Source organism: Amycolatopsis sp. (genome assembly GCF_036008905.1).
GTDB lineage: Bacteria > Actinomycetota > Actinomycetes > Mycobacteriales > Pseudonocardiaceae > Amycolatopsis.
Genome location: NZ_DASYMU010000103.1, coordinates 1 through 26,672 on the forward strand (window position 1 = coordinate 1; position 26,672 = coordinate 26,672).

The 26,672-nt window shown below is 69.2% G+C and carries 28 protein-coding genes; 9 read left to right on the forward strand and 19 right to left on the reverse strand.

Features of this window, described 5'->3' with window-relative positions; translation table 11 throughout:
• Positions 1 to 119: 119 nt before the first annotated feature.
• Positions 120 to 452 carry a hypothetical protein gene (locus VGP60_RS18985; RefSeq protein WP_327549364.1) on the forward strand — a complete coding sequence of 111 codons (333 nt, stop codon included), beginning with the start codon at positions 120 to 122 and terminating at the stop codon, positions 450 to 452.
• 20 nt (positions 453 to 472) lie between these two features.
• On the opposite strand, the gene VGP60_RS18990 is transcribed toward VGP60_RS18985, so the two are convergent.
• The 12 genes from VGP60_RS18990 to VGP60_RS19045 all read right to left on the reverse strand — a co-directional run bounded on the left by VGP60_RS18990 (position 473) and on the right by VGP60_RS19045 (position 13,278).
• On the reverse strand, positions 473 to 1,381 hold the full coding sequence (locus tag VGP60_RS18990; protein ID WP_327549365.1) for a glycosyltransferase family 2 protein: 909 nt from the start codon (positions 1,379 to 1,381) through the stop codon (positions 473 to 475).
• Complete coding sequence (locus VGP60_RS18995) at positions 1,381 to 2,247, reverse strand: glycosyltransferase family 2 protein (protein ID WP_327549366.1); 867 nt, start codon at positions 2,245 to 2,247, stop codon at positions 1,381 to 1,383. The genes VGP60_RS18990 and VGP60_RS18995 overlap by 1 nt, the downstream gene beginning before the upstream one ends.
• Positions 2,244 to 3,143, reverse strand: coding sequence for a polysaccharide pyruvyl transferase family protein (locus tag VGP60_RS19000; protein ID WP_327549367.1), 900 nt, complete (start codon positions 3,141 to 3,143; stop codon positions 2,244 to 2,246). The genes VGP60_RS18995 and VGP60_RS19000 overlap by 4 nt, the downstream gene beginning before the upstream one ends.
• A gap of 4 nt (positions 3,144 to 3,147) precedes the next feature.
• Positions 3,148 to 4,458 carry a UDP-glucose/GDP-mannose dehydrogenase family protein gene (locus VGP60_RS19005; protein ID WP_327549368.1) on the reverse strand — a complete coding sequence of 437 codons (1,311 nt, stop codon included), beginning with the start codon at positions 4,456 to 4,458 and terminating at the stop codon, positions 3,148 to 3,150.
• Complete coding sequence (locus tag VGP60_RS19010) at positions 4,451 to 5,392, reverse strand: glycosyltransferase family 9 protein (RefSeq protein ID WP_327549369.1); 942 nt, start codon at positions 5,390 to 5,392, stop codon at positions 4,451 to 4,453. The genes VGP60_RS19005 and VGP60_RS19010 overlap by 8 nt, the downstream gene beginning before the upstream one ends.
• Positions 5,389 to 6,075 (reverse strand): SDR family oxidoreductase, encoded by a 687-nt coding sequence (locus VGP60_RS19015; protein ID WP_327549370.1) that lies wholly within the window; start codon positions 6,073 to 6,075, stop codon positions 5,389 to 5,391. The genes VGP60_RS19010 and VGP60_RS19015 overlap by 4 nt, the downstream gene beginning before the upstream one ends.
• A gap of 20 nt (positions 6,076 to 6,095) precedes the next feature.
• Positions 6,096 to 7,478 (reverse strand): D-glycero-beta-D-manno-heptose 1-phosphate adenylyltransferase, encoded by a 1,383-nt coding sequence (gene rfaE2, locus VGP60_RS19020; protein ID WP_327549371.1) that lies wholly within the window; start codon positions 7,476 to 7,478, stop codon positions 6,096 to 6,098.
• Positions 7,475 to 8,038 (reverse strand): SIS domain-containing protein, encoded by a 564-nt coding sequence (locus VGP60_RS19025; RefSeq protein ID WP_327549372.1) that lies wholly within the window; start codon positions 8,036 to 8,038, stop codon positions 7,475 to 7,477. The genes rfaE2 and VGP60_RS19025 overlap by 4 nt, the downstream gene beginning before the upstream one ends.
• A complete protein-coding gene (locus VGP60_RS19030) occupies positions 8,035 to 9,081 on the reverse strand; it encodes a glycosyltransferase family 9 protein (protein ID WP_327549373.1) in 1,047 nt (348 codons plus the stop codon). Before VGP60_RS19030 ends, VGP60_RS19025 begins: the two co-directional genes overlap by 4 nt.
• A complete protein-coding gene (locus VGP60_RS19035) occupies positions 9,078 to 10,550 on the reverse strand; it encodes an HAD-IIIA family hydrolase (protein WP_327549374.1) in 1,473 nt (490 codons plus the stop codon). The genes VGP60_RS19030 and VGP60_RS19035 overlap by 4 nt, the downstream gene beginning before the upstream one ends.
• Positions 10,547 to 12,172 (reverse strand): carbamoyltransferase family protein, encoded by a 1,626-nt coding sequence (locus tag VGP60_RS19040; RefSeq protein WP_327549375.1) that lies wholly within the window; start codon positions 12,170 to 12,172, stop codon positions 10,547 to 10,549. Before VGP60_RS19040 ends, VGP60_RS19035 begins: the two co-directional genes overlap by 4 nt.
• A gap of 146 nt (positions 12,173 to 12,318) precedes the next feature.
• Positions 12,319 to 13,278 (reverse strand): UDP-glucuronic acid decarboxylase family protein, encoded by a 960-nt coding sequence (locus tag VGP60_RS19045; RefSeq protein WP_327549376.1) that lies wholly within the window; start codon positions 13,276 to 13,278, stop codon positions 12,319 to 12,321.
• 170 nt (positions 13,279 to 13,448) lie between these two features.
• Here VGP60_RS19045 and VGP60_RS19050 point away from each other — a divergent pair, with 170 nt between their 5' ends.
• Both VGP60_RS19050 and VGP60_RS19055 read left to right on the forward strand, forming a co-directional pair.
• Positions 13,449 to 14,438 carry a glycosyltransferase gene (locus VGP60_RS19050; protein WP_327549377.1) on the forward strand — a complete coding sequence of 330 codons (990 nt, stop codon included), beginning with the start codon at positions 13,449 to 13,451 and terminating at the stop codon, positions 14,436 to 14,438.
• Between the two features lie 32 nt (positions 14,439 to 14,470).
• Positions 14,471 to 15,697 carry a glycosyltransferase gene (locus VGP60_RS19055; RefSeq protein ID WP_327549378.1) on the forward strand — a complete coding sequence of 409 codons (1,227 nt, stop codon included), beginning with the start codon at positions 14,471 to 14,473 and terminating at the stop codon, positions 15,695 to 15,697.
• A gap of 136 nt (positions 15,698 to 15,833) precedes the next feature.
• On the opposite strand, the gene VGP60_RS19060 is transcribed toward VGP60_RS19055, so the two are convergent.
• The 4 genes from VGP60_RS19060 to VGP60_RS19075 all read right to left on the reverse strand — a co-directional run bounded on the left by VGP60_RS19060 (position 15,834) and on the right by VGP60_RS19075 (position 18,859).
• Positions 15,834 to 17,327, reverse strand: coding sequence for an FAD-dependent oxidoreductase (locus VGP60_RS19060; RefSeq protein ID WP_327549379.1), 1,494 nt, complete (start codon positions 17,325 to 17,327; stop codon positions 15,834 to 15,836).
• Positions 17,327 to 17,830: a DUF4383 domain-containing protein gene (locus tag VGP60_RS19065; RefSeq protein WP_327549380.1), complete on the reverse strand. Its 504-nt coding sequence runs from the start codon at positions 17,828 to 17,830 to the stop codon at positions 17,327 to 17,329. The genes VGP60_RS19060 and VGP60_RS19065 overlap by 1 nt, the downstream gene beginning before the upstream one ends.
• A gap of 109 nt (positions 17,831 to 17,939) precedes the next feature.
• Positions 17,940 to 18,407 carry an SRPBCC family protein gene (locus VGP60_RS19070; protein WP_327549381.1) on the reverse strand — a complete coding sequence of 156 codons (468 nt, stop codon included), beginning with the start codon at positions 18,405 to 18,407 and terminating at the stop codon, positions 17,940 to 17,942.
• A gap of 209 nt (positions 18,408 to 18,616) precedes the next feature.
• Positions 18,617 to 18,859 (reverse strand): acyl carrier protein, encoded by a 243-nt coding sequence (locus VGP60_RS19075; protein WP_327549382.1) that lies wholly within the window; start codon positions 18,857 to 18,859, stop codon positions 18,617 to 18,619.
• A 115-nt stretch (positions 18,860 to 18,974) separates the two neighbouring features.
• Between VGP60_RS19075 and VGP60_RS19080 the strand changes: the two genes are divergently transcribed.
• Positions 18,975 to 19,514 (forward strand): SRPBCC domain-containing protein, encoded by a 540-nt coding sequence (locus tag VGP60_RS19080; protein WP_327549383.1) that lies wholly within the window; start codon positions 18,975 to 18,977, stop codon positions 19,512 to 19,514.
• Here the strand turns inward: VGP60_RS19080 and VGP60_RS19085 are convergent.
• Together VGP60_RS19085 and VGP60_RS19090 are read right to left on the reverse strand one after the other, a co-directional pair.
• On the reverse strand, positions 19,504 to 19,653 hold the full coding sequence (locus tag VGP60_RS19085; RefSeq protein ID WP_327549384.1) for a hypothetical protein: 150 nt from the start codon (positions 19,651 to 19,653) through the stop codon (positions 19,504 to 19,506). The two genes, VGP60_RS19080 and VGP60_RS19085, sit on opposite strands and share 11 nt — an antisense overlap.
• Before the next feature lie 548 nt (positions 19,654 to 20,201).
• Positions 20,202 to 20,753 (reverse strand): copper resistance CopC family protein, encoded by a 552-nt coding sequence (locus VGP60_RS19090; protein ID WP_327549385.1) that lies wholly within the window; start codon positions 20,751 to 20,753, stop codon positions 20,202 to 20,204.
• 469 nt (positions 20,754 to 21,222) lie between these two features.
• On the opposite strand from VGP60_RS19090, the gene VGP60_RS19095 reads away from it, so the two are divergent.
• Genes VGP60_RS19095 through VGP60_RS19115 form a run of 5 tightly spaced genes read left to right on the forward strand, consistent with a single transcriptional unit; the run spans position 21,223 to position 25,077 of the window.
• Positions 21,223 to 21,810, forward strand: coding sequence for a hypothetical protein (locus tag VGP60_RS19095; RefSeq protein ID WP_327549386.1), 588 nt, complete (start codon positions 21,223 to 21,225; stop codon positions 21,808 to 21,810).
• 4 nt (positions 21,811 to 21,814) lie between these two features.
• Positions 21,815 to 22,729 carry a copper resistance D family protein gene (locus VGP60_RS19100; protein WP_327549387.1) on the forward strand — a complete coding sequence of 305 codons (915 nt, stop codon included), beginning with the start codon at positions 21,815 to 21,817 and terminating at the stop codon, positions 22,727 to 22,729.
• Between the two features lie 44 nt (positions 22,730 to 22,773).
• Positions 22,774 to 23,781: a cupredoxin family copper-binding protein gene (locus VGP60_RS19105; protein ID WP_327549388.1), complete on the forward strand. Its 1,008-nt coding sequence runs from the start codon at positions 22,774 to 22,776 to the stop codon at positions 23,779 to 23,781.
• 10 nt (positions 23,782 to 23,791) lie between these two features.
• Complete coding sequence (locus VGP60_RS19110; RefSeq protein WP_327549389.1) at positions 23,792 to 24,427, forward strand: hypothetical protein; 636 nt, start codon at positions 23,792 to 23,794, stop codon at positions 24,425 to 24,427.
• The gene (locus tag VGP60_RS19115; protein WP_327549390.1) at positions 24,424 to 25,077 is read left to right on the forward strand and encodes a plastocyanin/azurin family copper-binding protein; all 654 of its coding nucleotides are present in this window, start codon (positions 24,424 to 24,426) and stop codon (positions 25,075 to 25,077) included. Before VGP60_RS19110 ends, VGP60_RS19115 begins: the two co-directional genes overlap by 4 nt.
• Before the next feature lie 43 nt (positions 25,078 to 25,120).
• On the opposite strand, the gene VGP60_RS19120 is transcribed toward VGP60_RS19115, so the two are convergent.
• Positions 25,121 to 26,665, reverse strand: a complete 1,545-nt coding sequence (locus tag VGP60_RS19120; protein ID WP_327549391.1) for an acetolactate synthase large subunit — start codon at positions 26,663 to 26,665, stop codon at positions 25,121 to 25,123.
• Positions 26,666 to 26,672 lie beyond the last annotated feature (7 nt).

The window sequence follows — 26,672 nt, forward strand, 5'->3', positions numbered from 1 at the left end:
ACACTCGTAAACACTCACGACCCCCACGCGCCTGAGGTTGCGGTTTGCGTTCGGGGCAGTGGGTACTCCACCGGAATCGGTTTGTCGTAGAAGCCAGGCCGTTACTACGAGGAGTACTCATGAACCAGAGCGACGAGCAACGCGGCGAAGCCGGCCGTTTCGAAGGAGAAGCGCAGCACGGATGGTCGCCGGATGTCGGTGCTGAAGGTGATGCGGCAGCGGAGGCGGGAGAGAAAGCGAGGCAGACACCTTCTCGCGAAACGAGCGGCGAGGACAGGCCGATTGCGCAGGAGGAACGCGAAGGTGTGTCATCGACGGACATGGAGCCGGGCACGCCGTTCGGAGCCGGGGACAGCACCAGGCGAAGGGGTGAAGACATCGCGGCTGAGGAAGGCGACGAGCCGGAGGGCCACAAAGGTGCGTCCCAGCGGCCATACGGCACTTCCGGTTGACCGGCATCAGCCATGCCCGCTCAGCCGACGTAGCGCCGGGCGGCGGAATTCCGCTGTGATTCTTCGAGCAGGCGGAGTCCGTGCTCCACCGCGGGAGGAACCACCCGGCGTTCCCGGATGACCCAGAGCGCACCCCGGAGCGCCTCGGCGACCGCGGCCAGGGTCGCGGTGTCCTTCGGCGCGGACCCGAGAACGACACCGCTGCGCCGCAGCGCGCTGCGGACGGGACGGCGCAGCCACAGAGTCCACAACGTGTTGCGGATCCCGAGTTGCCGCCGTCGCCGTGGATCGCGGGCGTGCGAAGGCGCGTGGTGGATGACGATGTCCTCCGCCCAGCACATCCACCATCCGCGGGCCGCCAGGTCGAGGGCGAACAGTTCCTCTTCCCCGCCGAGCCACATCCGCGTGCTGAAGCCACCGACCTCGCGGAAGGCCGCCACCCGCACGGTCGTCAGGCCCGCCATGATCCCGAGCAGCGCCGGGCCGGGAAGCCAGTGCGGGCCGGGTACCGGCGAATCGCGGAGCTCGGGGGTGATGGGGTCTTCCCGCAGGTCCGGTTCGACCAGGCAGCGGCCGGTCACCGAGCCGAGCCCGGGATGTGCGTCGAGGAGATCGGCGGCCCGGGTCAGCGCTCCGGGTTGCCAGCGCGTGTCGTCGTCGCAGAAGGCCGCATACGGCGTGTTGACGAGGTCCATGGCGTGGTTGCGGCCGGCCGCGCCCAGGTTCTCCGTCATCGCCATCAGTTTTACCTCGGGGAACCGCAGTGCGATCGTTTCGGCCGTGCCGTCTTCGGACGCGTTGTCCACCACGATGATCGGCGCCGCGTCCGGCAGTGTCGTCATGCGATCCAAAGTGGACAGAGCCTCCACCCGTCGGTTGTGGGTGATCATCACGACGGTGACCCGGGGTTCTCGGGTGTCCTGGTTCATCAGTGTTCGTGTCCTTCTTCCAGCAAGCGGACCTGCCCTTCGACCCGTACGGGCAGGCGGGTGCGCCCGGCCAGTGCGGCGGGCAGGCGGCGGAGGAAGCCCGCCAGTGCGCGGCGGGCGACCGGGTCGTGCGGAACGCGTCCGGCGGTGTGTGCGGTCTTCCGCAGGGCTACCGGCAACGGACGGCGTAACCACGCGATGAGCAGGTCGTTGCGGAGTTCCTGCGCGAGGCGCCGGGCGTCGGCCGGCCGGCGGCTCGACGGATGGTGGTGGGCGAGGATTTGGTCGACGTAGCAGAGCTCCCAGCCCGCGGCGGCGAGGTCGTAGGAGAGCAGTTTCTCCTCGCCCGCGAAGTGGAGCAGTGAACTGAACCCGCCGGAACCGAGGTACGCCTCCCGGCGGACGACGACCGAGCACGCGAGGAAACCGAGCACGGACGGCCCTGGCAGACCGGGGCGATGCCCCAACGGGCTCGCGGCCATCAGCTTGGCGACCGGATCGGGAGTGCCGCCGGGCCCGACCAAGGTGGTCGCGGCGACCAAACCGACCCGGGGGTTGTCGTCGAGCACGCGTTCGGCGCGGGTCAGCGCGTCGGACGCCCACCACGAGTCGTCGTCGCTGAAGGCCACGTATGGCGTGGGAGCCCGGGCAACACCGATGTTGCGGGCCGCGGCGCCTTCGTTGTGGTCGAGCTCGACGAGGTCCACCGCGGGGAATTCTCGCTGTACCGCCGGTGCGGTGCCGTCGCGCGAACCGTTGTCCACCACGATGATCTGCGGCCGCGGGCGTAGGGCGGCGAGCTGGGTGAGGGTCTTGAGCAGTTCGCCGCGGCGGTTGCGCGTGGCGATGACGACCGTCGTTTTCATCGGTTCGCCCTGTCCTCCCGCAGAATCGAGACGAGTTGGGTGGTGAGCTTTTCGGTGGTCCTGATCGCGCAGGTCCGAGCGTGTCGTGAGGCCTCGTCGGACAGGCACCAGTTCCACCAGCGGGCGAACCGCGCCTTCCCGCCGGAGTCGCACACCTGGTCCGCGGTCAGCAGCGCCGGCCAACCCCACGCGGACACCTGTGCGGAGACTTTTCCGCCACCCGCCACCGGATCCACGGCCAGTACCGGGGTGCCGGCGCGGAGGGCGAACACCACGCCGTGCAGGCGGCTGGACACCACGACGTCGAGGCGGCGCAGGATCGCCGCGAACTGGTCCGGAGTCGCGCAGTGGCGCCAGTCGGTACCGTCCAGCCGGGTGTCGAGGGGGACGGGAGCGCAGTCCCGTTCGTTGACCCAGGTTGTCACCTCGCGGTGTACCTGGTCGTGCTGACGCCGTGCGCCGTATTCGGCCTGTCCGGGCGCCAGCACGACTCCGGCCACCGGGACCGGCGCCAAGGTTCCTCCGGCGGCAAGGTCCACAGTGGACTCATTCGGGCCGTCGCGGGCGAGGACGTGGTGGAAGCCGGTCACCGCGGCGTCGTCGCCATCGATCACGGAGACGCCGACCACGATGCGCCGGCACGCCGCGAACTTCTCATGCAGCCAACGGACCTGTGGCCCGTGAGCGGGACCGCAGGCGAAGACGAGATGGGTGAAGTCACCGGGATCGGCGGCCTCCAGGGTCAGCGCGCCGGGCCGGAAGACCGGGCTCCACGCGCTTCGTGACGGGATGCCCGCCGCGGTCAGGGCGGCCGAAACCCGCCGCATGCTCTGCACGTCCCCGGCGGTGGCTTCGCCGTGGAGGAAACTCGGCCATCCGGTTACCAGTACGCGCATGACGTCAGCTTCTCGTCACGCCGGGCTTGCCGACGCCGGTGTGCACGAAACCCGTGCCCGCCAGTACTTCGCCGTCCAAAAGGTTTCTGGTGTCGATCACCACCGCGCGGTCGGAGACGGCGGCGAGCTGCGCCCAGTCCAGTGCCCGGAACTCCGGCCATTCGGTCAGGACGACGATCGCCGCCGCGTCCTTGGCGACGAGGTAGGGATCGTCGACCAGGTGCACCGAGGGCAGGCCCTCCTGCCCGGCGAGGGGGACACACGGGTCGTAGGCGGTGAGGATCGCGCCCTGTGCCACCAGTTCCGCGGCGACGACGAGCGCGGGGGAGTCGCGGAGGTCGTCGGTGCCCGCCTTGAAGGTGAGACCCAGCAGGCCGATGCGCATGTCCCGGATCGATCCGGCGGGAGAACCGGTTGCCGCGGTGCGGATCTTGCGCACGACTGTGTCGCGCTGCCGGGTGTTCGCCAGCACGGCCGCCCGCAGGAGGCCGAAGTCCACACCGGCCGAGTCTGCCGCGTTCAGCAGGGCGTTGGTGTCCTTCGGCAGGCAGGAACCGCCCCAGCCCGGGCCCGGCATGAGAAACGCCGGTCCGATCCTGGCATCGAGGCCCATGGTGCGGCCGACGTCGGACATGTCGGCGCCCACCTGTTCGCACAGTTCGGCGAGCACGTTCACGTAGGACAGTTTCAGGGCGAGGAAGGCGTTGCTGGCGTATTTGGCCATCTCCGCGCTGGCGGTGTCGGTCCGCAGTACCGGCGCGTCCATGCCGAGGTACAGCCCGATTACGGCCGTGGCGGCCGGGGGCTCGGCCGCGCCGACCACAATCCTGTCGGGGTGCAGGAAGTCCTGTACGGCGAAGCCTTCGCGGAGGAACTCCGGGTTGCTCACCACCGGCACGTCCGGCCGTCCGAGCAGCTCGGCGATCCGGCGCGCGGTCCCGACGGGCACGGTCGACTTCGTGACCAGCACACAGCCGACCGGCAGCACTTCGGCCAGCATGGGCAGGATCGAGTCCACCGCGCCGAGGTCGGCGGCGCCGCCGGGGCCCATCGGCGTCGGCAGGCAAAGCAGCACGATGTCCGCGACGGCCAATCGGTTCGGGTCGGAAGTGAAGGTGAGGCGACCGTTCGCCATGCCCTCGGAGACGAGCTCGGGCAGACGGGGCTCGGCGATGGAGACGGTGCCCTCGGTGAGCCGGTCCACTTTGGACTTGTCCTTCTCGACGCAGACGACGTTGTGTCCCCGGTGGGCGAGACAGGCCGCGCTGGTGAGCCCCACGTACCCCGCGCCGACGACGCCCACCCGCCTACCCATGGGCGGCCCGTTCGCCGACGAGCGTTCGCGCGGCCGCGAGTACCCGTTCTTTCCCGAGCAGGAGGAGACCGGAATGGGGCTCCGGCCCGTGGGGATCACCGACGTCGCCGACCCACAGCGTGAGGTGCTGCACCGCGCCGGGCGGCGGCCCCCACAGCCGGGGCGGGGTGGGCCCGAACAGCAGGACCGACGGCGTGCCGAACGCCGTCGCGAGATGGCCGACCCCGGTGTCCCCGCAGACGACCAAAGCGGCGCCGGCGACCAGCGCGGCCAGTTCGGCCAGAGCGGTCCGCCCGGCGAGCACCGCGGTGCCCGGGAGACCGGCCACTTCGGCGACTTCGGTGGCCAGTGCCCGCTCGCTGCCGCTGCCGGTGACCACGACGCGGTGACCCGCACGGTGCAGAGCCCGTGCCACATAAGCGAACCGCTCGGTTGGCCATCGCCGTGCGGGAAAGGCCGCGCCGGGATGGATCACCACGGTGTCCGGCTCCGGACTCGGGCCCGGGGGCGTCGGGAGTCCCAGGTCGCCGCGATCGGCGTCACCTCCGGCGAACTCGACGAGACGGCACCACCTCTCGACCTCGTGGATGTCGTCGCGCCACTCGATGCCCGGCAGGTCCGGGAAGTCCGGGTGCAGGTGGGTCAGCAGTTCGCCCGGTTCCCGCCGGAGCAGGTCGCTGATGCTCTGCGGGCCGCTGCCGTGCAGGTTGACCGCGATCGTGGGCGGTTCACCTGACCGGTCGAGGGTGCCGAGCCCCGCTGTCGGCAGCAGCTCGTCGACAGCGTCGATGAGCTCCACCAGATCGCGCAGTCCCTCAGGAGCGGCGAGCACGAGACGTTCGCCGGGATATCGGCGTCTCAGCCCGCGCAGTGCGGGCACGGCGGTCAGAAGGTCACCCAGACCGAGCGCCCTCAGCACGAGAACACCGGTCATGGCCAGGAGCCTTCCTCCGAAGAGCACACGACCATTTCCCGGACCTGGCAGCCGGGTGGCTGGCTCAGGGCGAACAACACCGTCCGCGCGACGTCTTCGGGTTTGTTCAGCTTGGCGTCCGGCCCCGGCTTGTACTGCTCGTCGCGGTTGTCGAAGAAGGCGGTGTGCATCCCACCGGGGACGAGCAGGGTGACGCCGATCCGGCCGGCCGTCTCCGCGGCGAGGGCGCGCGTGAAGCCCACGACGCCGAACTTCGCGGCGCAGTAGGCGGTGGCGTCGCTGACCGCCTTGATACCGAGCGTGGACGCGACCGTCACCACCGTGCCGTGACCGCGCTCCAGATAAGGCAACGCGGCGCGGACCACGGCCGCGGTTCCGAGGAGGTTGACGTGGACCACCCGCTCCCAGTCCTTTGTGGATACCGAGTCCAGCGTCCCGCAGGCGTCGATACCCGCGGCGGTGAACACCGCGTCGAGGCCACCGGCCCGCTCGGCGAGTTCACGGACCGCGTTCTCCGTCGCCGCGGAGTCGGCCAAGTCCGTTTGGACGGACTCCACGCCGTCTTCGGGTCGTGCCAGGTCGATCACGAGCGGTACCCCGCCCGCCTCACGCACCGCGCGGACGGTCGCCGCACCGAGCCCGGAGGCGCCACCGGTGATCAGGACATTGCCAAGGTTTCGCATCTTGCTCCTTTTCCTGGTTTCTACGCACCCGCGTGGGCCGCGGCCACCAGCCTGCTGGTGGAGTAGCCGCTGACCATGGGAATCAGGACGATTTCGCCGCCGTGCCGGTGCACGACCTCGGATTCGGGAAGGTCCGCGTCGGTGTAGTCGCCGCCCTTGACCCACACGTCCGGTCGCAGCCGGTCGAGCACGGCGACGGGCGAGTCCTCGTCGAACACGGTCACCGCGTCCACAGAGGACAGTTCGGTGAGCAGCCGCGCACGATCCCGTTCGGGCACGATCGGCCGGGCGGGACCCTTGAGCCGCCGCACCGAATCATCGGAATTGAGGCAGACGACCAGCGCGTCACCCAGGGCACGCGCCTGGCGGAGCAGGCTGATGTGGCCTGGGTGCAGCAGGTCGAAGCAGCCGCCGGTGGCCACGAGCCGGCCGCCGCGGTCCCGGACCCTGGCCGCCAGCTCGAAGGCCGAGCCGCTTCGGTCCGGGCATGCCCGGGATCCGGACGTCTCGGTGTCGCAGGTGGACAGTGCGGACGCGCCCCCGGCCACGACGAACCGGGCGGCCGCGTCGACCGCCGCCGAGACGGCCTCGGGCGTGGACGCGCCGTCGAGCAGCGCGGCGGCCGCGGCGGCCGCAAACCTGTCCCCGGCACCGCAGGTGTCACCGGGGAAACCCCGCGAAGAACGCGCGGCCCGGGAAACCGGGACCGTAGAACAGTTCTGGCCGTCGGCGAGGACCGCACCGCCGGAACCGGCCGTCACCGCGACCCCGGCCGCTGCCCACTCGCCACGCAGGATCTTCGCCAGTTCCGCGGCATCGGTGTATCCGGGCGCGAAATGCCGGGCTTCGGCTTCGTTGGGCGTGGCGAGCCGGACGCCGTCGACGGGGTTCGGGCCGCGCGGATGCGGGTCCCAGACGATCGGCACACCAGGTGCCAGTTCGGAGAGCAGCCGGCGCATCCCGGGATGACGGGCGACGCCCCGGCCGTAGTCGGCGACAAGGACGGCACCCGCCGACCGAAGCACGCTTTCGACGCGGGCGTCGAGAGGTACGGCTGTTGCCACCCCATCACCGGAATCCAGGCGCAGCAACGTTTGCCCGCCCGAGCGGACCCGGGTCTTGCAGACCGTGCCACCGCGCAACGGCAGCGGGACGACCTCCACCTCCCGGCCGAGCAGGCCGGTGAGCGCGCGGCCCGGGGCGTCCTCGCCCAGCGCGGCCACGAGCACGACCTCCGACGTCGACCGCGCGGCGAGGACAGCGGCGAGTCCGGCACCGCCCGCCCGGCGCCATTGCCGCTCGACGTCGACCACGGGCACCGGCGCCTCGGGACACAGCCGCTCGGCTGTGCCTTCGAGATCGACGTCGAGCATCGCGTCCCCGACGACCACCAGTGGCCTCACGTGGGCACCCCCAGCGCTTCGTCGAGCGCCGCGCAGAGAGCGTGGACGAGCACCAGATGCACTTCCTGGACCGTGGCGACGCTCGGGGCTTCGACGGTGATCGCGTCGTCGCACCGGGCGGCTAGTGGGTTCGGCGCGGGGCCCGTCAGCGCCCACGCGGTGAGGCCGAGCTCGTGCGCTGCCTTCGCCGCGGCGACGACGTTCTGGCTGCTTCCACTGGTGGACAACGAGATCAGCACGTCACCGGGACGGCCGTGGGCGCGGACCTGGCGGGCGAAGAGTTCGTGCTCGCCGTAGTCGTTGACGATCGCGGTACCCGCGGAGGTGTCGGCGTGCAGCGCGATCGCCGACAGCGGTTGCCGGTCGTGGAGGAACCGGCCGACCAGTTCGCCGCTGAGGTGCTGGGCTTCGGCCGCGCTGCCACCGTTGCCACAGGTCAGCAACCGGCCGCCACCGAGGAGCACGGTGGCCAGGTGCCTGCCCCAGTCCCGGATCTTCGGGGCGGTCGAGCTGGTCCGTTCGAGGACACCGCACAGCGCGGTGAAATGTTCTTCGATCACGAGACGCCTCCCGTCGTTGAACGGCGCGCGCGCCGGCCTGATAGCAGTTCTTCGGTCGCGGCGACCACCTGCTCCGGAGTGATCGACTCCAGGCAGGGGTGCCCGGCGACCGGGCAGTCGCGGGCCCGGGTGCCGCGGCAGGGCGCGTCCTGGTCGCCCAGTAGCACGACCGGCACGGCATGGGGAGTCCACCGTGACGCCGGGACGACCGGCGCGAACAGGGAAACCACCGGCGTGCCGACCGCCGCCGCCAGATGGGCGGGTCCGGTGTTCGGCGCGACCACGACACTCGCGCCGCGCAGTACCGCCGCCAACTCCGCCATATCGGTGGTGCCACCGAGATCGGTGAACTGCCCGGCGGCGACCTCGCGGGTGAGCTCGCGTTCACCGGGAGCCCCGGTGACGATCACACGATGGCCCGCCGCCGCGAGCGCCTTCGCGAATTCCGCGCTGCGGGTACCGGACACCTGCCGGGCCGGTACCGACGCGCCTGGATGCACGACGACGTATCCGGGAGCGCCGGTGAACGCCCGCATGTCCGGCAGGGGCTCGCGTACCGTCAGCCGGCCGTCGTCGCCCTCGGGCAGCGAAAAACCGGCGGCCTCGGCCAAGGACAAGGCGCGCACCGCTTCCGGCGGATCCCCGGTGACCCGATGGCGAAGGTCCAGAAGGGACCCGGGGTAGTCCTCCGAGATGGCGCCGATCCACGGGACGCCGGCCATGCGCAGCAGCACGGCCAAGGGCAAGGGCGACTGGTGGAACGAGGTGAGCACGAAGGCGCGGTCGACTTCCGCCGTCCTGATCAGATCGACCACGATTTCCGCGTCGGTTTCGGTGAACGGTCCCGGCTCGGGGTCGATCCACGGGGCGCACCAGGTGAGCACCTGGTCGACGTCCGGCAGCAGGTTCGCGGCCGCGGTGCCGCGTGGCCCGGCGAGCAGTGTCACCGAATCGGAGTGCGCGGCGATCGCGCGCACACACGGCCCGGCGAGCAGCACGTCACCGTTGTTGTCCAGGCGTGCCACCAGGGAGCGCCCGCTCATCGGGTTCCGCCCAAGGCGAGTTCGACGGCTTCGGTGACGTCGCGGGCGACCGTCGCGTCGAGGCGTGCGGACTCCACTTCGGCCGGCAGCGTGTGCTTCGTCGGCACGAGGATGCCGCGGGCACCGGCGCTGGTGGCCGCGGTGACGTCCGCGAGGATGTCGCCGACGACCACGCAGCGTCGCACGTCCACCCCGAGTGCGAGCGCGGCTTGGCGGACCAGCCCCGGCGCGGGTTTCCGGCACGCACAACCGTCTTCGTCGCCGTGGACACAGATCTGCCAGGTCCCGAACGGGCCGAGCAGTTCCTCGGCCCGCGCGTTGACCGCCCGTAGCTGCTCTCGGCTGACCAGTCCCCGTGCGACTCCCGACTGGTTACTGACCATCCCGACGCGGATCCCCTCCGAACGCAGGCGCCGCAACGCTTCCACGGCTCCGGGCATGGGTTCGACCAGCGCCGGGTCGGCGAGGTAGGGGATGTTCACGATCACGGTGTCGTCCCGGTCGAACAACACCGCCTGCGGTCGCGCCCGGCCACGAAAGCGGAACTCACCGCGGATCCGGTGCGCACAGGCGGCGGGCGGGATCAGTGCGCTGGTGACCAGCATGCGGCCGACCTCGTCGCGGGTGCGCGGGCCGGGATGGATCCGGCGGGCGGCGAAGTCCGTGGTGAGCGCGGCCCAGACTGCCACCGCCACCGCCGCGGCGGTTTTCTTCTTGGCGGCACTGAGAACGATGGCGCCGAGCATGGCCGCGGTGGTCAGGGCGTGGAGCCCGAGCCGTCCTTTGCCCTCTTTGGTTCGCTCGCGCCAAGTGCGTCCGTGCTTGTGGCGCATGAGCGCGTTGTCGGCGTTGCCCCGCTGTGCCCGGAGACTGGCGAGCGGGCCGGAGTTCTTGGCCGGATGGGTGGTGGTTCGCCTGCCGGTCACGATCCGGTAGCCCGCCTCGGAAACCCGGAGCGCGAGGTCGGAATCCTCCCGGAACGCGCGGGGAAACCGTTCGTCGAAACCGCCGGCTGCGACGAGCACATCGCGGCGGTAGGCCATGTCCGCGGTGATCCACTGAGCCTGTTCGAGCCCGGCTGTACCGCGTTCCTCGTCGGTGGGCCGCCGGTCCGCGGGGAGCGGTACCACGATGCGGGCCTTCGACGCACCGACATCCGAGGGCAGGCCGAGCAGGTCCTTCACCAGGAGCACCGGCCATTCAGGACCGGTGAGCACGTCGTCGTCGAGGAAGGCGATCCACTCCGTGGAAGCGTGCTGCCAGCCGACGTTCCGGGCGGCCGCGGGGCCGCGGCCACCCGATTTGAGCAGCTTGATTCCCTGTGGCAGCCCGAGATCGTCCGGTTCAGGACGGTCGTCCACCACGATGATTTCCGCCGGAGCCGGTCCGGTCGCTTCCCGCAAAGCCTTGAGCAACAACAAAACATTCTCGCGGCGGGTGGTGGGGATGACCACGGTGTAGTCGCTCACGGGCGCCTCACCACGAACGGGCCGAGCGCGAGCAGCTCGATCGGAGCCGAACCGAAACACTCGAGCGCGTCGCGCGGGCTGTCGACCATCGGCCGTCCCGCGGTGTTCAGGCTGGTGTTGACGACGGCCGGTATCCCGGTGCGGGCGTCGAATTCGGTCAGCATTCTCGCCAGCAAAGGGTTCGACGCGGCGTCGACCGTTTGGGCGCGGGCCGTTCCGTCCACATGGGTCACTGCGGGAAGCCGATCGCGCCAGGCCGGCGTCACGTCGTGGATGAACAGCATGTACGGGCTCGGGAGCGGTCCTCGGCCGAAGAGTTCCGCCGCGCGTCCGGCCAGCACCATGGGCGCGACGGGCCGGAACTGTTCGCGGCCTTTGACATCGTTGAGACGTTCGAGGTTCGCCGCGTGCCCGGGGTGAGCCAGTAGCGACCGGTGGCCCAGCGCACGCGGGCCGAACTCGGATCGGCCCTGGAACCAGGCGACGACCTGGTCGTCCGCTAGCGCCTCCGCCGCGGCCACCGCGACGTCCGCCGGCCGCTCGTACCGGACCTTTGCCTTGCGCAGCAAGGTTTCGAGCTCGTCGTCGGTCCAGTCGCGGCCGAGGTCGGCGCCGGACATGGGCGCCGCGCGTTCGCCGTATTCGGCGGCCAGCTGCAGCGCGGCGCCGAGCGCGGTACCCGCGTCCCCGGCCGCGGGCTGCACCCAGATCCGGTCGAACGGACCTTCGTCGTGCAGACGGGTGTTGGCGACACAGTTCAGCGCGATACCACCGGCGAGGGAGAGATTCGGCTGGCCGGTGCGCTCGTGCAACCAGGTCGTGAGCTCGAGCAGGACGTCTTCCAGGCAACGCTGCACGGTCGACGCGAGATCCGCGTGTCGCGGCAGCAGTTCGCCGGTGTCCGTCCGGGGTGGAGCGAAGGAGTTCCAGTTGATCGGCTCGGTGCGGAAACCGCCGTCGGCACTCGTGTGCACGAGTTCACGAAAGCGGTCCAGGAATCGCGGCGTGCCATAGGAAGCGAGGGCCATCACCTTGTATTCGTCGCTGGAGCGCGCGAACCCGAGGTGTTCGGTCAAGTCCTCGTACATCAACCCGAGCGAGTGCGGAAGGGACTGTGCCGCGAGTTCTTCGAACTTGCCGTCGCGGTATTCGCCCGCCAGGTACGAAGTGGCCTCGCCGCGGCCGTCCGCGACGAGGACAGCCGAGTCCGGAAAGGGTGCCGCGAGGGCCGCGGAAGCCGCGTGTGCCACGTGATGCCGGACGAACCGCACGACGGCGGGATCCAGCCCGGGAAGCGCGGCACTGAGGAAACCGGGTGCCCGCCGGACGTAATCCGTGCGGGTCTCTTCGGAGCCCTGGTCGAGGCCGCCGAGTGCATGGTCGACCAAGGCCGGGTCATAGGAGTACGCCACCGCGTCCAGTTCGCCAGGCGAGACGCCCGCGTGGTCGAGACACCACTTCATGGCCTGCTCGGGGAGTTCCCAAGTGGAGAACGGCACCGGGCGTTTGCCGTGTTTGCGGCGGCTGAAGCGTTCTTCCTCCGCCGCGGCCACGATCCGCCCGTCGACGACCAGCGCGGCGGCCGGATCGTGGAAGACGGCGTTGACACCGAGAATGCGCATCGGGCCACCTTTCTCAGTCGGGACACGGACTCCGGCTCCGGACCCGCTCGTGTGCCTAGCGTTACCCGCTGAAGTCGGCGATAAACTGATTCGGTCGAAAACCCCAGGACGTCGCTACTCACCGAAGCGACTCTCCTGTTCGGCAGCTACTCGGCAGCGCCGGTAAAGCGCTGCTGGAACCACTTGACCGTCCGTCGGAGACCGTCGGTCAAGGACACTTCCGGTCGCCACGAAAGAACTTGTTCGGCCAGGGTGATGTCCGGACACCGGCGTTGCGGATCGTCCGTGGCGGCGTCCACGTGGGTGACAGTGGAACGACTGTCGGTCAGTGCCCGGATCTCCTCGGCGATGCGAAGGACGGAAAGCTCCCGCGGGTTACCGATGTTGACCGGCCCCGGATGTCCGCTCGCGGCCAAGGCGACCAGACCGCGGACGGTGTCTCCGACATAACAGAGCGAACGGGTCTGCTCTCCCGAACCCTCCACCGTCATGGGTTTCCCCGCGAGCGCCTGCCCGATGAACGCGGGCACCAACCGGCCGTCGCCGGCACGCATGCCAGGGCCGTAGGTGTTGAAGATCCGCGCGATCGCCGTGTCGGCACCACGTTCCCGCCGGTACGCCGAAACGAGCGCTTCGCCGTACCGCTTGGCTTCGTCGTAGACACTGCGCGGGCCGATCGGATTGACGTGCCCCCAATAGGTTTCCCGCTGCGGATGCTCATGGGGGTCGCCGTAGACCTCGCTGGTCGAAGCCAGCAGGAAGCGCGCGCCATGCACCGACGCGAGGTCCAGCGCGTTCTCGGTGCCGTGCGATCCGGTACGCAGCGTCTCGATCGGCAACCGGAAGTAGTCCCTCGGTGACGCGGCCGAAGCCAGATGGAAGACGACATCACACGGTTCGGTGACCAGTAGCGGTTCGGTGATGTCGTGTTCGATCACCCGGAATTCGGGGAAACCCGCCAGATGGGCGATATTGGCGGGTGACGACGTCACGAAGTTGTCCACACAGAGCACCGCGGAACCGTTGCGCAGCAGGTATTCGCAGAGGTGGGACCCCACGAACCCCGCCCCGCCGGTGACCAGCGCCCGCGGGATCGCAGAAGACATGCGCCTCCTTCGGCGTGCTTCGACCACAGACTCGGACTGCTGCGCGGATACCCCGGCCGATCTTGGATAAACCCACGTTCGTCCGGCTCCGGAAGTGTCGGCGGACGAGGAGCGGGTATGTCGCGGGTGAGCGAGGTTTAGATCGCCTTCGATCGGTAATCCCTCCCACCATGATCGATGGCCGGCCTGACGACCGTGGACTGCGCATCCTGGTGTGGCATATCCACGGTTCCTGGACCACATCCTTCGTGCAGGGGCCGCACACCTATCTTCTGCCGGCGACAGCGGAGGGTGGCTCGTGGGGGCGGGGCCGATGTGGACGGGACTGGCCGGAGTCGGCACGCGAGATCGCGCCCGCCGACCTCGCCGGGGCCGACGTCGATCTCGTCGTACTGCAGCGCCCCGAGGAGATCGAACGCGCCGAGGAGTGGCTGGGCCGACGTCTCGGGCGCGACGTGCCCGCGGTGTACGTCGAGCACAACACCCCGCGCGGCGACGTCCCGGAGACCCGGCACCCGATGGCGGACCGGCCCGACATCCCCGTGGCCCACGTGACGCACTTCAACGCGCTGATGTGGGACTGCGGGCGCGCCCCGGTCACGGTGATCGAACACGGGGTCGTGGACCTGGGGCACCGCTACACGGGGAGGCTCGACCGGGCCGCCGTCGTGATCAACGAACCGGTCCGCCGATGGCGGGTCACCGGAACCGATCTCTTGCCCGCGTTCGCGCAGGCGGCTCCGCTGGACGTGTTCGGCATGGGCTCGGACGGCTTGGCGGAAAAGACCGGCCTTGGCGCGGACAGGCTCGTCGCGATCGGTGACCTGGACTCCACGCGGCTAGCGGCGGAGATGGCGCAGCGGCGGTTGTACCTGCACACCGCCCGCTGGACGTCGCTTGGCCTGTCGCTGATCGAGGCGATGCACCTCGGGATGCCGGTGGTCGCCGTGGCCACGACCGAAGCCGTGCGGGCGGTCCCGCCGGAAGCCGGGGTGGTTTCGGCGAATGTCGGAGAGCTGGCCGCGGCCGTCCGTGAGCTCGTCGACGAGCCTGAAAACGCGCGCCGGATGGGTAAGTGCGCCCGTGAGTTCGCCCTTCGGCACTACGGCCTGGACGCTTTCGTCCGAAATTGGCAGCAGGTGTTCGAGCGAGTGGTCTGAGTCCGTGTTCCCGGTGAAGGAGGCGAGGGTTTATGAAGATCGCGATGGTCTCCGAACATGCCAATCCGTTGGCGGTGCTTGGGGAGGTCGACGCCGGCGGGCAGAACGTGCACGTCGCCGAGTTGTCCGCCGCGCTGGTACGAGCCGGGCACGAGGTCACCGTCTACACGAGACGGGATGATCCGGCCCAGGAGCGGTGTGTCGCCGCGCCCGGGGGCTACCGCGTCGTGCACGTTCCCGCGGGCCCGGCGGCGCCGGTGTCCAAGGACGAACTGTTGCCGTATATGGAGGACTTCGCCAAGTTCCTGGAAGTGGACTGGCTGCGCGAACGCCCGGACGTCGTCCACGCGCACTTCTGGATGTCGGGGCTCGCCTCGATGCTGGCGGCGGCATCCCCCGGCGTGCCAGTGGTCCAGACCTTCCATGCTCTCGGTACGGTGAAGCGTCGTCATCAGGGAGAGGCGGACACCAGCCCGCCCCAGCGCATCGGTATCGAGCGAGCGCTGGCCACCGGGGTCGCCAGGGTCGTCGCCACTTGCTCGGACGAGATGTTCGAGCTCGGGCGGATGGGACTTCTCCGCAGCCGGGTGTCGGTGGTGCCGTGCGGGGTGGACCTCCGCCGGTTCTCCGCGTCCGGGCCGTCGATGCCGAGGAACGGCGAACACCGTCTGGTGGCGGTGGGAAGATTGGTGCCACGTAAGGGTTTTGCCACGGTGATCGCCGCGCTGCGCCAGCTGCCGCGGACCGAACTGGTCATCGCCGGTGGTCCCGCGAAGGGCAAACTCGCCGACGACCCGGAAGCGAACCGGCTCAAGGACCTCGCCGCCCGGGCCGGGGTCGCGGATCGGGTGAAGTTCGTGGGCCAGGTGTCCCGGCGGAACATGCCGAAGTTGTTCCGCTCGGCCGATCTCGTGGTGTGCACGCCGTGGTACGAACCGTTCGGAATCGTGCCGCTGGAAGCGATGGCGTGCGGTGTCCCGGTGGTCGCCGGTGCCGTCGGAGGCCTGATGGACACGGTGGTCGACGGCGTAACCGGCGCACTCGTCCCGCCGGAACAACCGATCGCGCTGGCCAAGACCATCCGGAAACTGCTGGCGGATCCGGCCGCCCGTAAGGCCTACGGGTTCGCGGCCGCCGATCGCGTGCGTGCGCGGTACTCATGGGACCGGATCGCCAGCGACGTGCTCGCGGTGTACGGCCGGGTGGTCTCGGACCCGCAGCGTGCGTCGCTCGACCTCGCGGTCGGGGAAAGTGCGTAGCCGGCCGCGACGACGCAGATCCTTCTGCCGTTTCCGGAAGCGGGCTGGGGCCGCCGACTTTCGTCGGAGTCACCGGTCCGCCTTGCTGCGTAAGGATCCTGACTACTATGGACGGACGAACTGACGCCGTGAGCCGTCACGGATCTCGTCGCGACAGAGGCCGGGTCGCGGGACCTTCGAGGACGGCGCCGTCGACGTCGAAGCGGGAGCCGTGGCACGAACAGTCCCAGCTGCGTTCGGCACCGTTGAACCGCAGCAGGCAACCGAGGTGGGTGCAGCGCAGCGACACCGCGTGCACGACGCCCTCGCGATCGCGATATACGCCCTTTTTCCCTTGCCCGTCGGGCAGCACCCGGGCGGTGTCGACAGGAACATCATCGGTGTCGGCCGCCTCCGGCGGGACGAGCCTGTCGCCGATGAGGTCCTTCGCGACCCTCGCGTTCTGCTGTAGCAGCGCCGGAGCACTGCGCAGGCTGGCGCGGTGCGGGGAAAACAGATCCGCGTGCGGATTGTCCGCGCCGGCGATCCGGTCGGCGAGCACCTGCCCGGCGACGGAACCCATTGCCAGGCCCCACTTGGCGAACCCAGTCGCCACCCACAGCCGTGAGGTGCCCGGCAGGTAGGCACCGACCATCGGCAATCCGTCGTAGGCCTTCGGATCCTGCGCCGACCAGCGATGGCGGATCTCCTCGACGTCGAAATGCCGGTGCGCGAAGTCGGCGAGAGCGGTGTACCGGCTGAAGTCGACGCCACGTTCACCGGCGGGATGACTCTGCCCGCCGACGATGAGGTGATCACCGTGGCGGCTGAACGACCATGACGGATTGCCGACGCTGATCGCCAGCTCGGCCGGTGGCGTTCCGGAGCGTAGACGTGCGGCGACGCAGTAGGACCGCTGTGCCTCGAGGCGGGCAAAGAACAGTCCCCGGTCGAGGATCGGGTAGTGGGTGGCCACCACCACGTGTTCGGCCCGGATGGCCCCTTCGTCGGTGCTGACCTGATAGGGCGCGGTGACCGATACGTTCCGCACGCGGCTGTGCTCGAACACCCGGCCGCCCTCGGCGGTGAACGCGGCGGCGAGACCACGTACGTATTTCGCCGGGTGCACCACGATCTGTCCGGGCAGCCGTACCGCCCCGTACGTGGGGAACGGCAGGTCCAGCTTCTCCGCCCACTCGACCGGCAGCCCGGCACGGGTCGCGGCGTCGGCTTCGGCTCGGACCGTGTCGTGTTCGTCTTTGGTGTAGGCGAAGGTGGCGGCGGGCGCGCGCTGCAGATCGCAGTCGATCGGTTCGGCCAAGGCGGCCACCAGCTCGACCCCGGCGGTGGCGGCTTCGGCGTAACCGGTGGCGACCGCGGCGTTGTGTCCTCGTTCCAGTGTCGAGTACATGGTGGACTGCAGCGCGGTGACCTTCGCGGTGTTGTTGCCGCTCGCCCCGGCACCGACTCGGCCGGCCTCCACGATGACGACATCCACGCCATGGCGCTGCAACAACACCGCCGTGGTGAGGCCGCCGATGCCGGCGCCGATGACGGCGACCCGGGCGTGGTGCTGCCCGCTCAGTGGTGGGTGATCCGGTGTGGTGGGAGTGTCCTGCAGCCAGAGGGACTGTTCAGTCGTGGTGGTCATCAGCGGCTGTCCGGAGCGACCTCGCCGGGGACTCGGCCACGGGCGCCGGTGAGCAGGCCCAGTGCGATCATGGCGACAGCGAGACCAAGGTGCAGCCAGTTGTCCGCGGTGTTGACCGGCACGAAGTTCGCGGCACTGTCGTGGTCGATGACCAGTCCGTAGATCCACAGCACCAGATAGATCACCCCGCCCCCGACCAGAAAGGCCCGTGCCGAGCGTGGGCTGCGGGCCAGTGCGAGCCCAGCGATGCCGAACAACAGGTGCACGATGTTGTGCAGGATCGACACCATGAACAACCCCAACAGCATCGCCATGGAGTGGCGCCCGGCGAAGCTGAGCTGGTCGTAGTCGGTCGTGAGACCGGGGATGAATCCGCCGATCCCGACGATCAGGAAGACCACCCCGATCACGCCGGCGACCAGCTGCGCCGGTGAACGTGCCGCGCCACCGGGAGTGACGCCATCGGTGGACCGGTCTGGTTGGGGGTTGAGTGGAGCGGCCATCACAATGCCTTCCTCGAGAACGGAAATCGATGCACCATGCCGGTGGCGGCACAGAGCGTTGCTGATCTGGAGAGAGGGTGAGCCTGTCAGCGGTATGGGTGACTCGCGGTCAATGCTGGGCGGGGCGTTCGACGTCGCCGCGCCACGTCCCGGTCTCCCGCCCTTCACGGTTCTCGATGAACGTCTTGAAGCGCTTCATGTCGCCCTTGACCTTGCGGTCGAGAATGCCCAGCTTGTCCGCGACGCTCTCGGCGAAGCCGTCGGGGTCGATGTCCATCTGCGCGGTCACCCGGGTGGTGTCGTCGTCGATGCGGTGGAAGGTGATGACACCGGCGTGGGTGGGGCCGGTGTCCGAGGCCCACGCGACACGTTCGTCGGGATGCTGCTCCGTGATCGTGGCGTCGAACTCCCGCGTCACGCCGCCGACGTTGACTTTCCAGTGAGTGTGGGTGTCGTCGAGTTGGCGGATCTCCTCGACGCCGTCCATGAACCGCGGGAACGACTCGAATTGGGTCCACTGGTTGTAGGCGGCGGACACGGTGGCTTCGACGTCGACGGATTCGGTGATGGTGCTCATCGGACAGATACCCTTTCTTCTGCGCTACGGGTGCCGGCAGGTCCACCGACACCCGTAGCCATACCCGCTCGCATCCGTTTAAAACGACGACGAACCTATGCGGACGCCGATGCCGGCCCGGCGTTCTCCCGCAAGAGCAGCGGCGCAAATGCCGAAGCGGTCCACCCGACCATTCACGGGTGGACCGCTTCGGGGGTAGGCACCTGCGGTCAGGTGACAGCTGGGCCTGACTGTGAGCTTCCGGAAAGCTCCTTCATGTATTCGTGGCATTGGGCGGCTCGAGCGGAGTCCTCCTTCATCGTCCGGCCGAAGAAGTCGGCGATGTCCTGCCTGCCGGCGTTTTCGGCGTCGCGGACGTATTGGCCGTAGTCGTGACCGGCCTTGAGCGCGTGGTACTGGACCGACACCAGGTCGTAGGTGACGTCGTCGAACCCGGTTTCACCTGTCGCCATCTCGTGCTCCTCCTTTTGTCATGGAAGCATTCGCGTACCCGTTCCCGGCCCGGCTAATCGCTTACGTCGCCATCTGTGCTCACGTGTCGACGAGATGGGCTCTTCTGCACTATCCGTGGGCGCCGTTCCGCCGGGCGCGCACCTCGACGAAGTCGTCGAGGGCGAATACCGCGGCGGCCTGTCCACCAAGATCGGTCCCATCAACGAGCGCTACACCGGGAAGGCGCGTTTCCTCGAGCGCGACGAAATCGACCACCGCGCGGTGATCGAGGCCAAGGGCCGCGAGGAGCGGGGGAGCGGTACCGCGGCGGCCACCATCACCGCCACCTTGCGGGCCACCGAGCGTGGCACCCGGGTCGACCTGTCCACCGACATGGCCATCAGCGGCCGGGCGGCGCAGTTCGGCCGGAGCCTCATCGCCGAGGTCAGCGCCACGCTCATCACGGAGTTCGCCACCCGGCTCGAAGCGACCATCGGTGGCGGTGACACGCAGGCGGCGACCGTGTCCGTCGCCGGGCAGGAGAACAGCCTCGACGTCGGCCGCACGATCGTGTTGCCGCTCCTGCGGCGCGCGGTGGCCCCGGCCGTGGTCGGCATCGTCACGGGCGTGGTCGGCTGGGTGCTCGGCCGGCGTACGCGCCGGGTCACCGGCTGAGCGGGAGACGGTCACCCGCGCCCGAAAAAGCGGCGGCGTGGACGCCCGCCGAGATCGCGAGTGCGTTCGGGCTCGAGCGCGGCACCCGCGCCATCGCCTTCGACCGGCTGCTGCTCGCCGGCGGCCGGCCGCTGGTCATGACGGATATCCTTTGCTGTCAACACATGCTACCGCCGCGGTAAGGACGACCGAACAACCGTGGAGCCAGGTCCTCCAGCTTGATGCGCCCTGGACAGCTCTTGCGGTCACATGCCGCGGCGGTATCGCGATGCCAGCCGCAGTCCGGTTTTCGGGGAGCCGGTCTGTTTCCTGTTCCACCCCGCCGCGGACGGGATATCCAAGCCGGATCGGGTGACGGCAGGCCGCCTTGTCGGGAGAATGGAGTCACTCCCGGCCCTGGAAAGGGCGACCTAATTCGGGCACTCCTGTTGTCTCGCTCATTGTCTCCCCGAGGTCGGATCCCCTTTTCGTGGTCGCCGCTTACGACGACGCACAGCAAGCAACCCGAGGAGCCGAGGAAAGCGCACGCGTTTGCCGCGGAAAAGTCGACGCATCAGCCCGTGACCGTTTCTATCGCGGGATCCATGAGCGAGGTACAAACATTGACTGGATCAGTGAAACGAGTGCCGGATTCAGTGCACCGGGCAGGAACGTCATAGCGGCACAAGTGCCAGTGTGCGGCACAGGTCAATGGTCGACGTGACCGGGCCCGCGGCCGATGTGGATGGCGACGGCGGCGCCTGCGATCAGCAGAACGACAGCCCCGGTAATCCAGGGCCACGCGGGTACGCCGCCGCCCGTGTCGGACTGCGCGGCCGTGTCCGCCGCGGGGGAGTTGGGCGGGGTTGGGGCGGCCGGGACGGATGTTGCAGTCGCCGGGCCGGGACTGGTCAAGGTGAAGGTGAGGGAGCCGGATACCGGATGGCCGTCGGTGGAGACGATTCGGTAGTGGACGGTGTACTTCCCAGCCTGGCCCAAGGGTTTCAGGGGTGCGGAGAGCTTTGGGCCGGTGATCACGGGCGCGCCACCTTCCCAGTGTGAGGTGCCGTCGGGCCCGAGCACCGCCAGTTCGGTGAAACCCGTGTCGAGGGGTTCGTTGAACTGCAGCACGACCTCGGCCGGCGCGGTCGCGATCGATGAGTCTTTCGCCGGGCTGCTCGATTCGAGGACGCTGTGGGCACTCGCCGCCGGTGCCGTGAGCGCCAGGATGAGCATGCCCAGCGCCACCGCGCCAAGCATCCTGAATGCGCGGAATTGTCCGGTTTGTTTGCTTTGATGGAATAGGGTGTTAGTGTCATAAATTGGTCGCAATGTCCTGCCCTTAATGCTTGACGGCGCGTGCGGCACAGATAATGACAGTGATCAATCGCAACGTACGGGTTTCGTAAGAAACGACAACGTTAAATATTTCTCACCGCCTCCGCGAACGGTCTGGATCTCACCGTCCGGACGGCGTACAAGGTGATCAATTTTACCTATCTGTCATGCCCGGATCATCACATGAAACAGGACGACTGGTGTTCTTCTCGCTCGTCGGACGATTTGGCAGGTCTGACGGGTGGTCGTCGAAAAGGTTCCACGGACAAAGCCGATATTGAACGATTTGCCTGTCGCACGTCGTGATGATGTGAGCCGGGCGACGGAAACTATGTTGGGAAGGAATTCGCTTGTGACGGCTTCGCGAGGGCGCTCGCTTCACCGTGAACACGTGGTCGCGGCCTGCCTGGCCGGTGCGGTCGTGGTGGTGGTCGGTTATGCCTCGGGCGTCGGGCTGAAGACGGCACCAGCCGGTGCAAATACCTCGGTGATGGCGGTGGACGGGCAGCCACAGGCCTCGCCGGCTCAGCGGCCGGTGCCGTCTGGTCAGCCGCCGCCACCGGACGCCGTCGAGCCGATGCCTCCGATACCGGGACCAGCGGCTCCGCCCCCCGTGGTCCCGCCGGGCGCGGTTCCCGTCACCGACGTTCCACCGGTTCAACCGCCGCCGCAGGGGTCCGACCCGGCCCCTCCCGGCTCGACCGATCCCGGCGCGCCATCCACGCCACCCGGTGTTCCGGCGCCCCCGGGAACGCCCCCTCCCGCCCCTGGCTGCCAGCCGGGGGCGGTGCAGCCCGTCATCGACGCACTGACCGGTCTCCCGCTCGTCGGCGGCCTGACCACCGGCCTCGGACTGACCGGTCCGGGTGGAATTCTTCTGGCCCTGGTCGGATCGTGCCAGCCGCAGCCCGGGCAAGCTCCGTTGCTGTTGCCCGCCGGCCTCCCGCCGGCCCAGGCCGTTCCTCCCAGCGGCGGCTGATCCGGTGGCTCTCAGTGCTGCCAAGGCGTTGTACGTCCTCGCGCGTTGCGTGGACTACGCCGGCATGACCGTGTTCGTCGGCGGGATGTTCTTCCTCGCTCTGCTGTGGCCGGACGGTGGCGACAATCGCCAGGCGCGCGGTGTGGTCGTGGTCGGCTGGGTCCTCGGCCTGGCCGGCACCGTCTGCGGGCTCGGCCTGGAGGGTGCCTGGGTGGCTCAGCGCTCACCACTGGATCTGTTCGACTGGGACCTGATCAGCCAGGTGTTGAACGGTCAGTTCGGGCGGATCTGGTTCTCGAAGACGCTGCTGTGGGTGCTGGGTGGGGTCGTCCTCGCCGACCTGCTGCAGCGCGGGCGGCGGGCCGCGACGTCGACGGCTTGGCGGGTCGGTGCGGGCGCGATCGCCGTCGGGTTGTTACGTACCACCGGGTTGACCGGGCACTCGGCGGAGAGCGGGCACCCGTTGCTGAGCCAGCTCGCGGACTTCGCGCACCTGGCCGGGATCTGCGCGTGGATCGGCGGCCTCGCGATGCTGCTGTTCGGCGTGCTGGCCCGCCGCGACCCCGGCGAGCTGGCCGAGGTCGTGCCCCGCTACTCGAAACTCGCGATGATCGCCGTGCTGCTGGTCATCGCCGCCGGGTCCGTGTTGGCGTTGCAGACCCTCGGTTCTGTCGGCCGCGTGTTCACCACGGACTACGGGCGGGTGCTGCTGGTCAAGCTCGGCGTTCTCGCCGTGGTGCTGCTGATCGCGCAAGGCAGTAAGAGCTGGGTCGCCCGGCGGCTCGACTTCGCGGTCGTCCTGCGCGGTGACGCCGGTGTTGTACGTCCATTCGTCTACTCCGTCGCCGCGGAGACCACGCTTGTCGTCGTGGTGTTGTTCGCGGCGAGCCTCCTCGTCACCGCCAGTCCTGGCCGGTGAACGGTTCCACCCTGAAATACCGTCACATCGAAAGGAAGCCCTTGATGGACAACCCCGAACACACCTCTGCTGCCACCGGATCGCAGCCCGACGCCCCGCCCGCGGTGGCACGTCGGCGTCGGTGGCCGATCGCGGTCGCGATCGTCGCACTGGCACTGGCCATGGTCAGCCTCACGACCATGCGCACGGGGCAGTCGACCACCGCGACCGGCACGAGCACCGACGACGTCGACCTGGCGGCGCTGTCCGCGCAGGGCCCGCTGGCCGTGCCGCTGTACCAGGGACTCGCTCAGGAACAGGCCGGGGGAGCCGCCGCCGCAGCACCTGCCGCCGCGTCGACAAAGTCGGTCGAGATGATGGGCTACGCATTCTCCCCGGCCGCGTTGACGGTCTCGGTCGGTGACACGGTGACGTGGACCAACCACGACACCGCGCCGCACAACGTCGTCGTCACCGACGGCCCGGAGAAGTTCACCTCACCGACGCTGCAGACCGGCGGAACGTTCTCCTACACCTTCACCAAAGCGGGCACCTACTCCTACTACTGCGCGATCCACCCGGATATGAAAGCCACTCTGACCGTTGACGGCGGGTCGACACCGCCGTCGTCCTCGACCCCCACGGCCTCGCCGACGTCGGCTCCCACGACCGCGCCGTCCAGCCCGGGCCACTCGATGCCGTCGCCCACGCCGCCGGGTTCCGGCGACTGTGTGCCCAAAGCCGTGTTGCAGCCGATCATCGACCACATCAAGGCCGCACACCTGGAGCCGTCGCTCGGCCAGCAGGTCCAGGACCTCCTGAACCTCGACCAGTACATCAAGACCCACACCGTGTGGCTGGAAAGCGTGCTGTCTCCGGTGACGAACGGGTCGGCCAACAAGGTCCTCACCGACACCCTCGCACCGATCATCGCGCACATCCAGAGCGCCCACCTGGAGACCTCGCTCGGTCAGCAGGTGAGCGATTTGCTCAACCTCGATCAGTACATCAAGACGCACACCGTCTGGCTCGAAAGCGTCCTCACCCCGATGCTCAACCAGGCGACCTGCTGACGTCCGCACGATGATCAGGTCCGGGGTGGGCCCCGCGGGCTCACCCCGGATCGCCGCCACCAACCCGGAGGACATTGTGCCCGCCGACACCCGATTCCTGCCCGCGGACGGCCACCACAACCCCGCGCTGTCCACAGAGGACATCGAATCCACGCACCGCGCCTTCGCCGTCAGACGTGACCGATGCGTGGCCGAGCTGACGATGCGACTGCTCGGGATCCGATGGCTCCGGGCCCGACTGACCGTGAGCCACGCGACCCTCGTGATCGGGGCCGGCGAGGACATGCTGGCCATCGAGCTCGCCACCGCTTCGCTGCGGACCGCCGTGCCCTTGCTCGCCAAGGTGCTTACCGGACAGACCGCCTTGCGCGCCGAACTGTTTCCCAGCCTGTACTTCACCAGCGACGACGTCGACATCCTGGACGACTCCACTGTGGAACTCGTCGGGCAGGCCGAAATCGCCGGTTCGCCGCGGGACCTGTTCCTCAAAGGCGAACTACGGCACATCGAGAGCGACCGCGTCATCCTGTGGCTGCGCGGGATGCTGCCGTCCCCACGTCGCTCTCCCGCGAACGGCGGTCGGACCGCCCGGTTGCTGGCCCGCCGTCCGGTGCATGTCGAGTTCGCCGCGGAGTTCGTCCGATGACCCGATTCTTCTGCTTGCTCGCCGCCGCCGCCGTCCTCCTGCTCCCCGAGCCCGTCGCGTCGGCGGCGTCCACGGCGACCCGGACGGTGATGATGCAGGACTACGCCTTCACACCGGGGTCGCTGACCGTCCAGGTGGGCGACACCGTGACCTGGATGCAGCACGACACCGCGCCCCACGACGTCGTCACCACCAGCGCACCCGTCGCCTTCCGCAGCCCGCAACTGTCGCAGGGGGAAAGCTGGAGCTACACCTTCCGTTCGTCCGGCACCTACGCCTACTACTGCTCGGTGCACCCCGACATGCGTGCCCAGGTCATCGTCCAACCCGCGCCCACCCCCACCCCCACCCCGCAGCCGTCCACCCGGGCGCCGGTCGTTCCACCCGCGGCCAAGCAGTCGACGGCCGCGCCGAGCCGCACGAGCGTGGCAGCCCCGCCCTCGGTGAGCACAACGCCGACGACTTCGTCCGCCGCCGCACCTGTACCGGACGAGAGCGAACCGCCGTCGGGAAACCAGCCCGCTCAGGCGGTCGCCCAGCCGACCGCACAAACATCGAGCACCTCGCTGGACCCGATGTTGCTCGTTGCGGGTCTCGTCACCGCCGTCGCCATCGGCTGTCTGCTGGCCCTTACCTCCCGCCAGGCCTGACCGCCGTGCCGCGTCGTCGTTCACGTCAGGCGGTGGCCCTACCTCAGGGGATCGCGGCTTCGATGAGGTGGGGGCCGGGTTCGGCGAGGGCGCGCCGGAATTGGGCGGCGAGGTCTTCGGCTGTGGTCGCGCGGGTCGCCGGGACGCCAAGGCCTTGGGCGATCTTCACGAAGTCCATGTCCGGGCGGGACAGGTCGAGGAGGTCGTTCGCCTTCGGGCCCGAATCCTCGGCACCGACCCGCTGCAACTCCATCCGCAGGATCGCGTAAGCCCGGTTGTTCAGCAACACCGTGGTGACATTGAGGTTTTCGCGCGCCTGTGTCCACAACGCGGAGATCGTGTACAGCGCACTGCCGTCGGACTGCAGCGCGATCACCGGACGATCCGGTGCGGCGACGGCCGCCCCGGTAGCGACCGGCAGGCCCTGGCCGATCGCACCGCCGGTCAGCGTCAGCACATCGTGCCGCGGCGCACCGGCGGTCGCGGCGGGCAGTGTCCAGCCCGAAGTGTTGGCCTCGTCGGAGATGATCGCGCCCTCGGGCAGCAGCGCGCCGATCACCTCGACCCAGTTCTGCACGGTGAGCGGGCCACTCGGCAGCGCGGGCCGATTTGCTTGCTGCAGCACGGGTTCGGTGTCCGGCGCGAGTTCGTCCGCGAGCGCTTCGAGCGCGCCGACCACGTCGTCGCCGAGCTCGGCCAGCGTGTGCACCTGTGCGCCCTCTGGCACCAGCACGCTCGGCTTGCCGGGATAGGCGAAGAACGACACCGGCGCCTTCGCCCCGGCGACGATCACGTGCTTGGCCCCGTCGAGCTGGGAGGTGGCCTGCTCGGCCAGGTAGCCGAGCCGTTCGAAGGTGGGCAGCCCGGCACCGCGTTCCAGCCGCGCGGGGAAGGTCTCGACGAGGGGCTTCGCGCCAGTAGCGGTGGCGATCCGGCTGATCGCGCGCAACCCCGCTTCGCGGGTGGCCGGCCCGCCGAAGAGCAGTGCGACGGGTTCACCGGTGCGCAGGATCTCGGCGATCGATTTCACTGTCGACTCTTCCACCGCAAGCGGACCCCGCGGCGGGACCGGGGCGGCCGCGACACCGCCGTCACCCCAGGACACGTCCGCGGGCAGGATCAGCGTGGCCACTCGGCCCGGCGCGTCCTGCGACGCGGCGACCGCGGCGGCGGCGTCCGCGCCAACGTTGGTCGTGCTGTCCGAACTGCGGACCCAGCCCTCCAGCGACCCGGCGATCGCCTTGATGTCGGATTGCAGTGGGGCGTCGTACTTCTTGTGGTACGTGGCGTGATCACCGATGATATTGACGATCGGTGTGTGCGCCCGGCGCGCGTTGTGCAGGTTCGCCAGGCCGTTGCCCAGCCCCGGTCCGAGATGCAGCAGGGTCGCCGCGGGCTTTTCGGCGATACGGGCGTACCCGTCGGCCGCGCCGGTCACGACGCCCTCGGAGAGGCCGAGTACGCCGCGCATCTCGGGCACTGTGTCGAGTGCGGCGACGAAATGCATTTCCGAGGTGCCCGGATTGGAGAAGCACACGTCGACGCCGGCGTCGACGAGCGTACGGATCAGGGATTGCGCGCCGTTCATCTCACTC